Source organism: Mycobacterium sp. IDUB_39, from assembly GCF_055419205.1.
The window spans coordinates 1-8483 of sequence record NZ_JBVAXF010000009.1 but is presented as its reverse complement, the minus strand read 5'-3'; the positions used below and the strand labels follow the sequence as shown (position 1 = coordinate 8483).

10 protein-coding genes are annotated in these 8483 nt (G+C 67.1%); 9 read left to right on the top strand and 1 reads right to left on the bottom strand.

The genetic code is table 11. The annotated features are described in order from the left end of the window. Positions 1-594: a DUF998 domain-containing protein gene (locus tag ACZY0X_RS27285; RefSeq protein WP_463774876.1), complete on the top strand. Its 594-nt coding sequence runs from the start codon at positions 1-3 to the stop codon at positions 592-594. 77 nt (positions 595-671) lie between these two features. On the opposite strand, the gene ACZY0X_RS27280 is transcribed toward ACZY0X_RS27285, so the two are convergent. Further along, positions 672-986, bottom strand: coding sequence for a type II toxin-antitoxin system VapB family antitoxin (locus tag ACZY0X_RS27280; protein ID WP_463774875.1), 315 nt, complete (start codon positions 984-986; stop codon positions 672-674). A gap of 156 nt (positions 987-1142) precedes the next feature. Here ACZY0X_RS27280 and hrcA point away from each other — a divergent pair, with 156 nt between their 5' ends. The 8 genes from hrcA (at position 1143) to era (ending at position 8373) form a co-directional block, all read left to right on the top strand. After that, positions 1143-2174: a heat-inducible transcriptional repressor HrcA gene (gene hrcA, locus ACZY0X_RS27275; protein ID WP_463774874.1), complete on the top strand. Its 1032-nt coding sequence runs from the start codon at positions 1143-1145 to the stop codon at positions 2172-2174. Positions 2175-2227: 53 nt separating this feature from the next. Continuing rightward, positions 2228-3367: a molecular chaperone DnaJ gene (gene dnaJ / locus ACZY0X_RS27270; protein WP_463774872.1), complete on the top strand. Its 1140-nt coding sequence runs from the start codon at positions 2228-2230 to the stop codon at positions 3365-3367. A 31-nt stretch (positions 3368-3398) separates the two neighbouring features. Continuing rightward, positions 3399-4160: a 16S rRNA (uracil(1498)-N(3))-methyltransferase gene (locus tag ACZY0X_RS27265; protein WP_463774871.1), complete on the top strand. Its 762-nt coding sequence runs from the start codon at positions 3399-3401 to the stop codon at positions 4158-4160. A gap of 110 nt (positions 4161-4270) precedes the next feature. Further along, positions 4271-5326: a PhoH family protein gene (locus tag ACZY0X_RS27260; RefSeq protein WP_463774869.1), complete on the top strand. Its 1056-nt coding sequence runs from the start codon at positions 4271-4273 to the stop codon at positions 5324-5326. Further along, entirely contained in the window at positions 5323-5859 is a 537-nt protein-coding gene (gene ybeY, locus ACZY0X_RS27255) for an rRNA maturation RNase YbeY (RefSeq protein WP_463774868.1), read from the top strand. The genes ACZY0X_RS27260 and ybeY overlap by 4 nt, the downstream gene beginning before the upstream one ends. Beyond that, entirely contained in the window at positions 5856-7145 is a 1290-nt protein-coding gene (locus tag ACZY0X_RS27250) for a hemolysin family protein (RefSeq protein WP_463774867.1), read from the top strand. Before ybeY ends, ACZY0X_RS27250 begins: the two co-directional genes overlap by 4 nt. Then, on the top strand, positions 7142-7459 hold the full coding sequence (locus ACZY0X_RS27245) for a cytidine deaminase (RefSeq protein ID WP_463774865.1): 318 nt from the start codon (positions 7142-7144) through the stop codon (positions 7457-7459). Before ACZY0X_RS27250 ends, ACZY0X_RS27245 begins: the two co-directional genes overlap by 4 nt. After that, positions 7456-8373: a GTPase Era gene (gene era / locus ACZY0X_RS27240; RefSeq protein WP_354525718.1), complete on the top strand. Its 918-nt coding sequence runs from the start codon at positions 7456-7458 to the stop codon at positions 8371-8373. The genes ACZY0X_RS27245 and era overlap by 4 nt, the downstream gene beginning before the upstream one ends. The last annotated feature ends 110 nt before the right edge of the window (positions 8374-8483 follow it).

The window sequence follows — 8483 nt, the reverse complement described above, 5'->3', positions numbered from 1 at the left end:
GTGACCGCCCGGACCGGTGCGCTGCTCTGGATCGCGTCGGCGGTCTGCTACTTCGCCGCGGAGGCGGTGGCGGCCACAGCAATCGACACCTACGGCTACGCCACCAACTACGTCAGTGACCTCGGCGACCCAGCTCGATCGCCGCACGCGGCGGTGATGAACGCGGCCTTCGTGGTGCAGGGTTTGGCCTTCCCGATCGGTGCGTGGTTGCTGTGCCGGGCCGGGCAGCTGCGCAAGGCACTGCCGTTCCTATCGCTCGCGGTGTGCAACGGCGTCGGCAATCTGCTCGTTGCCGCCGTACACAGCGGAACGGGTTCGGCCTGGCACGGTGTCGGCGCGGCCCTCGCACTGGTCGGCGGGAACGCGGCGGTACTGGTCGGATCGTCGGCCCTTCGACCAGCGCTTGCCGCGCCGGCGTACCGGGTGATGTCCATAGCGCTCGGGGTGTCGGGACTGTTGTGCCTCGTCGCCGTCGCGGTCGAGCTGGCGCCGATCGGTGTCTGGGAACGCGGCAGTGTCTACGCGATCTACGCGTGGCAGGTCGCGACGGCGGTCACGGTTCTGGCGCGCGGCCGTAGAGGCGCTCACGCGTGAGAGCGCGCAGAGTCCGATTCAGACGCGGCGTGTCGGCCGCAGACACGCGCGCTCGCGGAAAGTGGGGGAGCGAAGCGTCAGGTCGGCTGGGGTAGCGCACCGTCCATGTCGAACACGCGGGCGTGCAGGACCGTGCGGTTTCGCAGCGCGGCGCGCACCGCGCGGTGCAGGCCATCCTCGAGGTACACCACACCCTTCCACCGCACGGCGTGCGGGAAGAGGTCACCGTAGAACGTCGAGTCCTCCGACAACAGCCGGTCGAGTGCCAGCACAGTGGTGGTCGTGACCAGCTCATCGAGCCGAATCTGGCGGGGCGGGATCTGCGCCCACTGCCGGTAGGACAGGCCGTGTTCGGGATACGGCTTGCCCTCGCGGACGCCCTTGAAGATCATCGCTGGGCCGTCGCGCAGTGCTTGTTTCGCAACATCGGCGTCGGCATGTGTCGAGATTAGTGCCCCGGGCGCGCCTTGTCCCTGGCATCGGAGCACTATCGTTCGGTGTCCTCGCTGCTCTGCACCGTAAAATGAAACTCGACCAGGAGGTGAACGATGGGTAGCGCTGATGATCGGCGTTTCGAGGTGCTGCGCGCCATCGTCGCTGACTTCGTGACATCCAAGGAGCCGATTGGCTCCAAGGCACTTGTCGAGCGGCATAACCTCGGCGTCTCCAGCGCCACTGTGCGCAATGACATGGCGGTGCTCGAGGCTGAGGGCTATATCGCGCAACCGCACACCAGCTCGGGACGCGTGCCGACCGAGAAGGGTTACCGGGAGTTCGTCGACCGCCTCGATGACGTCAAACCGATGTCGTCCAGCGAGCGACGCGCGATCCTGTCGTTCCTGGAGTCCGGCGTCGACCTCGACGATGTTCTGCGCCGCGCGGTCAAGCTGCTCGCTCAGCTCACCCGCCAGGTCGCGATCGTCCAGTACCCCACGTTGTCAGCGTCGACGGTGCGCCACCTCGAGGTCGTCGCGCTGACGCAGGCCAAGTTGCTGCTTGTCGTGATCACCGACTCCGGCCGCGTCGATCAGCGCATCGTGGAACTCGGCGACGCCATCGACGACCATCAGCTCGCGCAGTTGCGGGAGCGCCTGGCCCAGGCACTCGAGGGCAAGCCCCTCTCGGCGGCGTCGGTCGCCGTCGCGGACCTCGCCTCCCAGCTCGTCGGCCATGGCAGCCTCGGCGACGCCGTGGGTCGCGCGGCCACGGTGCTGGTCGAGACGTTGGTGGAGCACCACGAGGAACGTCTGCTTCTCGGTGGCACCGCCAACCTCACTCGCAACACCGGTGACTTCGGTGGATCACTGCGCTCGGTGCTCGAGGCGCTGGAGGAGCAGGTCGTGGTGCTGCGGTTGCTGGCCGTGCAGCAGGAGGCCGGTAAGGTCACGGTACGTATCGGGCACGAGACCGAGGCCGAGCAGATGGCCGGAACATCGGTGGTCAGCACCAGCTACGGCAGCTTGGGCAAGATTTACGGCGGCATGGGTGTGGTTGGTCCCACTCGAATGGACTATCCGGGAACCATCGCCAACGTTGCGGCGGTTGCTCTCTACATAGGCGAGGTCTTGGGCACCCGTTAGGGGTGTGAGTCGGGCCGCGAAAAGCGGCTCAGAGGGTTTTGAAAGGGTTTGGCGTGGCACGCGACTATTACGGCCTGCTCGGTGTGAGCAAGGGCGCGAGCGATTCGGATATCAAGAAGGCGTATCGCCGACTGGTGCGCGAGTTGCATCCCGACGTCAACCCCGATGCGGGCGAGCAGTTCGCCGAGGTCAAGCTCGCCTACGAGATCCTCATCGATCCCGAACGGCGCCGGATCGTCGACATGGGTGGCGACCCAATGGAGCGGGCCGCAGGCGGCGGCAACGGGTTCGGTGGCTTCGGTGGGCTCGGTGACGTGTTCGAGGCGTTCTTCGGCGGCGGTGGCGGCGGGGCTCGCGGACCGGTTGGCCGAGTGCGGCCCGGTTCGGACTCGCTGCTGCGGATGCGAATGGACCTGACGGAGTGCGCGACCGGCGTGACCAAGCAGGTCACTGTCGACACCGCGATCCTGTGCGACCTGTGCCACGGCAAGGGCACGCATGGCGACTCGACCCCGGTGACCTGCGATACCTGCAACGGCCAGGGTGAGGTGCAGACCGTGCAGCGTTCGCTGCTCGGCCAGGTGCTGACGTCGCGTCCGTGTCCGGTCTGTGCCGGCGTCGGTGAGGTGATTCCCGATCCATGCCACCGCTGCGGCGGCGACGGCAGGGTGCGCGCCCGCCGCGAGGTCAGCGTCAAGATTCCCGCTGGCGTTGGCGAGGGGATGCGCGTACGGCTGGCGGCCCAGGGCGAGGTGGGCCCGGGTGGCGGACCGGCAGGCGACCTCTACGTCGAGGTCCACGAGCAACAGCACGATGTCTTCGTGCGTGACGGTGACGACCTGCACTGCACGGTGTCGGTCCCGATGGTCGACGCCGCGCTGGGCACATCCCTGTCGGTTGACGCGATCATCGACGGTCCCACCGAGATCACCATCGCACCCGGGACACAGCCGGGCACCGTCACATCGCTGCGCGGGCACGGTATGCCGCACCTGCGGACGGGCGTGCGCGGCAACCTGCACATCCACGTCGAGGTCGTCGTGCCCACGCGTCTCGACACGCACGACACCGAGCTGCTGCGCAAGCTCAAGGAGCAGCGGGCGCGCGATGTCGCCGAGGTCAAGTCCACGCATGCGACGTCCTCGGGCGGGGGCCTGTTCAGCCGTCTGCGTGAGACCTTCACCGGCCGCTGAGATCGGGTGAGCCGCGCGTGAGCTGGTTCGGGTGAGCGCCGCCCTGTTCTACGTCGATGTGCTTCCCGAGACCGGCGAGCGGGTCGTCGTCGACGGTGATGAGGGATTCCACGCCGCCAATGTCCGTCGCATCCGCGTGGGTGAGGAACTCGACATCGGCGACGGTGCGGGAGCGGTCGCACACTGCGTCGTCGAGGACGTCGCCAAGGGTCGGCTCGAGGCGCGGCTGATGACACGGCGGACTGTGGATCCGCCCACTCCGACCGTGACCGTCGTGCAGGCACTGCCCAAGTCCGACCGCTCCGAACTTGCCATCGAGTTGGCGACCGAGGCCGGCGCGGACAGCTTCATCGCCTGGCAGTCGCAGCGGTGCGTCGCGCGCTGGGACGGATCCGCCAAGGTGGACAAGGGCCTGCGACGGTGGCAGGCGGTGGCCAGGTCGGCGGCCAGGCAATCGCGCCGCCCGTACATCCCGACGGTCACGTCGGTGCTGTCCACCGCTGAGCTGATCGACGCCGTCGGTGCGGCCGTCGACTCCGGCGCGGTGGTGCTCGCCCTGCACGAATCGGCGACGGGACCGCTCACCGCGCCCGAAATGACAGCGCGTCTGGATAAGGCCGGAGCAGTGCTGCTGCTGGTGGGGCCCGAGGGCGGGATCAGCGACGACGAGATTGAAGCACTGACCCGGGCGGGTGCGACAGCGGTGCGGTTGGGGCCCTCAGTGCTGCGAACCTCGACCGCCGCGGCGGTCGCGCTGGGGGCACTCGGGGTGCTGACCGGCAGGTGGTCCTAGTGCGGTCTGCACCATGGGCTTATGGGTCGACCGTTGGTTTGAGTGCGTGACCAGCGGTAAACTGCAATTGCACCGCTACCAGAGCACAGAAAGCAGGCACTGAACACCACGTGACTCCCCGCGAGACGCAGGCTGCGTCGTCGGCCATGCGAAGCAACGACGCCGTGCGCAGCAATATCAACGTGCCGCCCGATCTAGTGGTGGGCCTGCTCGGCTCAGCCGACGAGAATCTGCGCGCCCTGGAGAACCTGCTGACCGCAGACATCCACGTGCGCGGCAACGCACTCGCCCTGTCCGGTGAGCCCGCCGACGTCGCACTCGCCGAGCGTGCGGTGACCGAACTCCTCGCTGTCGTCGCCAGCGGACAGCGCCTGACCCCTGACGCCGTGCGTCACACGCTGTCGATGCTGACCGGATCGGGCACCGAGTCACCCGCCGAGGTGCTGACGCTCGACATCCTGTCGCGGCGCGGCAAGACCATTCGTCCCAAGACGCTGAACCAGAAGCGGTACGTCGATGCGATCGACGCGCACACCATCGTGTTCGGCATCGGCCCCGCCGGCACCGGCAAGACCTACCTGGCGATGGCGAAGGCGGTCAATGCGCTGCAGACCAAGCAGGTGTCGCGCATCATCCTCACCAGGCCGGCCGTGGAAGCCGGTGAGCGCCTTGGCTTCCTGCCCGGCACGCTGAGTGAGAAGATCGATCCCTACCTGCGCCCGCTGTATGACGCGCTGCACGACATGATGGACGTCGAGTTGATCCCGAAGCTGATGAGTACCGGTGTCATCGAGGTCGCGCCGCTGGCGTACATGCGTGGCCGCAGTCTCAATGACGCGTTCATCATCCTCGACGAGGCGCAGAACACCACCGCAGAGCAGATGAAGATGTTCCTCACCCGGTTGGGCTTCGGCTCGAAGATGGTCGTGACGGGGGACGCCACACAGGTCGACCTGCCCGGCGGCGCCCGCTCGGGATTGCGGGCCGCAGTCGACATCCTGGACGGCATCAACGACATTCACGTCTCCGAACTCACCAGCGCCGACGTCGTGCGCCATCGGCTGGTGTCGGAGATCGTGGACGCCTACGCGAGATCCGAGTCCGAGGAGTCTGGCGGACTCAATCGCTCCCAGCGTCGCGCCAACCTGGGCAGGCAGCGCCGATGACCATCGAGGTGGCCAACGAGTCGGGGATCGACGTCTCCGAGTCCGAACTGATCAGCGTCGCGCGCTTCGTCATCAAGCGAATGGATGTCAATCCGGCCGCCGAGTTGTCGATGGTGCTGCTCGACACCGCGGCCATGGCCGATCTGCACATGCGGTGGATGGATCTTCCCGGTCCGACCGACGTGATGAGCTTCCCGATGGACGAACTCGAGCCCGGTGGCCGGCCCGACGCGCCCGAACCGGGACCGTCGATGCTCGGCGATATCGTGCTGTGCCCGGAGTTCGCCGCCAAACAGGCTGAGACCGCCGGACATTCACTGGGCCACGAACTCGCACTGCTTACCGTGCACGGCGTCCTGCACCTCTTGGGCTATGACCATGCCGAGCCCGATGAGGAGAAGGAGATGTTTGCGTTGCAGGGCGAACTGCTCGAGGAATGGGTGGCCGATCAAGTGGCGGCCTATCACCGGGACCGGCAGACCGAGCGCGATCGGGAACTGCTCGACAAGTCGCGGTTCTACGACCACCCGTGACCGCACTCGCGCCGCTGCTCGGCGCCATCGCCCTGATTCTCATCGGCGGACTGTTCGCGGCGATCGACGCCGCCATCAGCACCGTCTCCATAGCCCGCGTCGAGGAACTCGTCCGCGAGGAACGCCCCGGTGCCGCCCGACTGGCACGGCTGGTCACCGACCGACCCCGCTACATCAACCTCGTTGTGCTGCTACGCATCACGTGCGAGACCATTGCCACCGTCCTGCTCGTCGCGTACCTGGCCGAGTACTTCGCGCTGCAGTGGGCACTGGTGGTCGCCGCGGCCATCATGGTGGTGGTCACATTCGTGGCGATGGGCGTCGGCCCACGCACCCTCGGCAGGCAGAACGCCTACTCGATAGCCTTGATGGCCGCCCTTCCGCTACAGGCGATCTCGGTTCTGCTGACCCCGATCAGTCGGCTGCTGGTGCTGATCGGGAACGCGCTGACCCCGGGCCGCGGATTCCGCAACGGCCCCTTCGCCTCCGAGATCGAACTGCGTGAGGTGGTGGACCTGGCGCAGCAGAGCGGTGTGGTCGCCGACGACGAGCGCCGCATGATCCAGTCCGTGTTCGAACTCGGGGACACCGCAGCGCGCGAGATCATGGTGCCGCGAACCGAGATGGTCTGGATCGAATCCGACAAGTCCGCCGGCCAGGCCACATCCCTTGCGGTGCGCAGTGGCCACAGCCGCCTCCCGGTGATCGGCGACAACGTCGATGACGTGGTGGGCGTGGTGTACCTCAAGGACCTGGTCCAGCAGACGTACTACTCGACCAACGGCGGCCGTGATACCAAGGTCGCCGACGTGATGCGTCCCGCGGTGTTCGTACCGGACTCCAAGCCGTTGGACGCCCTGCTGCGCGAGATGCAGCGCGACCGCAACCACATGGCACTGCTGGTGGACGAGTACGGCGCGATCGCCGGACTGGCGACCATCGAGGACGTCCTTGAGGAGATCGTCGGCGAGATCGCCGACGAGTACGACACCGACGAGGTCCAACCCTGGGAGGACCTGGGCGACCAGCGGTTCCGGGTATCCGCGCGGCTGCCGCTGGAGGACTTGACCGAACTGTTCTCCGGTCTCGAGATCGAGGACGACCTCGACTTCGACACCGTCGGCGGACTGCTGGCTCATGAGCTGGGCAGGGTGCCCCTTCCTGGCGCCGAGGTGGTCTGGGATGGGCTGCGGCTGCGCGCGGAGGGCGGCAGGGACCACCGCGGTCGGGTGCGTATCGGCACGGTGCTGGTCGCCCCCACCACCGAGATCGAGGAGGATCGATGACCACCCTGGACACCGAGGACGCGAAGCTGGTGACCCTGGCCCGTGGGGCGATGGCCCGGACCGAGTCGGAAAGCGGTGCGGCGGTGCGCGATCTCGACGGCCGCACCTACGCCGGAGCCCCCGTCGGGCTTGCGGCCCTGAGCCTCACCGCATTGCAGGCCGCGGTGTCCGCCGCAGTCTCCAGCGGGGCGGCGGGTCTGGAGGCCGCGGTCCTCGTCGGCGGCACCTCCGATGACGCGGGGGTGGCCGCGGTGCGTGAGATGTCGGCGGATGCCGCGATCATCGTCACCGACCTGGCGGGGGAGCCACGATGACCGATACCGAATTCCGTTCGGGTTTCGTCTGTTTCATCGGCAGGCCCAACACTGGTAAGTCGACGCTGACCAATGCGCTGGTCGGGACCAAGGTGGCGATCACCTCAAACCGACCGCAGACCACGCGGCACACGATCCGCGGCATCGTGCACAACGAGGACTTCCAGATAGTGCTGGTCGACACGCCCGGGCTGCATAGGCCACGGACTCTGCTCGGCCAGCGGCTCAACGAACTGGTCAAGAACACCTACTCCGAGGTCGACGTCATCGGGCTGTGCATACCCGCCGATGAGGCTATCGGCCCAGGTGACCGCTGGATCTACGAGCAGGTCCGCGCGGTCGCACCCAGGACCACGCTCATCGTGATCGTGACCAAGACCGACAAGGTGCCCAAGGATCGGGTCGCGGCCCAACTGCTCGCGGTGAGCGAACTGACCGGCGGGGACTGCGAGATCGTGCCCGTGTCGGCGACGACCGGCGAACAGGTGAATGTCCTTGTCGACGTGCTCGTCTCGAAGCTGCCCCCGGGGCCCGCGTTCTACCCCGATGGCGAACTGACCGATGAGCCAGAGGAAGTCCTGATGGCCGAGCTGATTCGGGAGGCGGCGCTTGAGGGCGTCCGCGACGAACTTCCGCACTCGTTGGCCGTCGTGATCGACGAGATGACCCCCCGCGAGGGCCGCTCGGAGGAGCAGGGGGAACTCATCGACGTGTACGCCATCCTCTACGTCGAGCGCGACAGCCAGAAGGGCATCGTGATCGGCAAGGGCGGCGCGCGACTGCGGGAGGTGGGCACCGCGGCGCGCACTCAGATCGAGAAGCTGCTCGGGACCAAGGTGTACCTGAATCTGCGGGTCAAGATCGCCAAGAACTGGCAGCGCGACCCCAAACAGCTGGGAAAGCTGGGCTTCTAGCGATTTCGGCGCGCTTTCGTTCGCTGAGCGACGTGTTCTGTTTCGGGACATCGCTGACACTTGTATGTCTCGGGACATCGCTGACACCTGAGTAGGGCCGCGACCAGGAT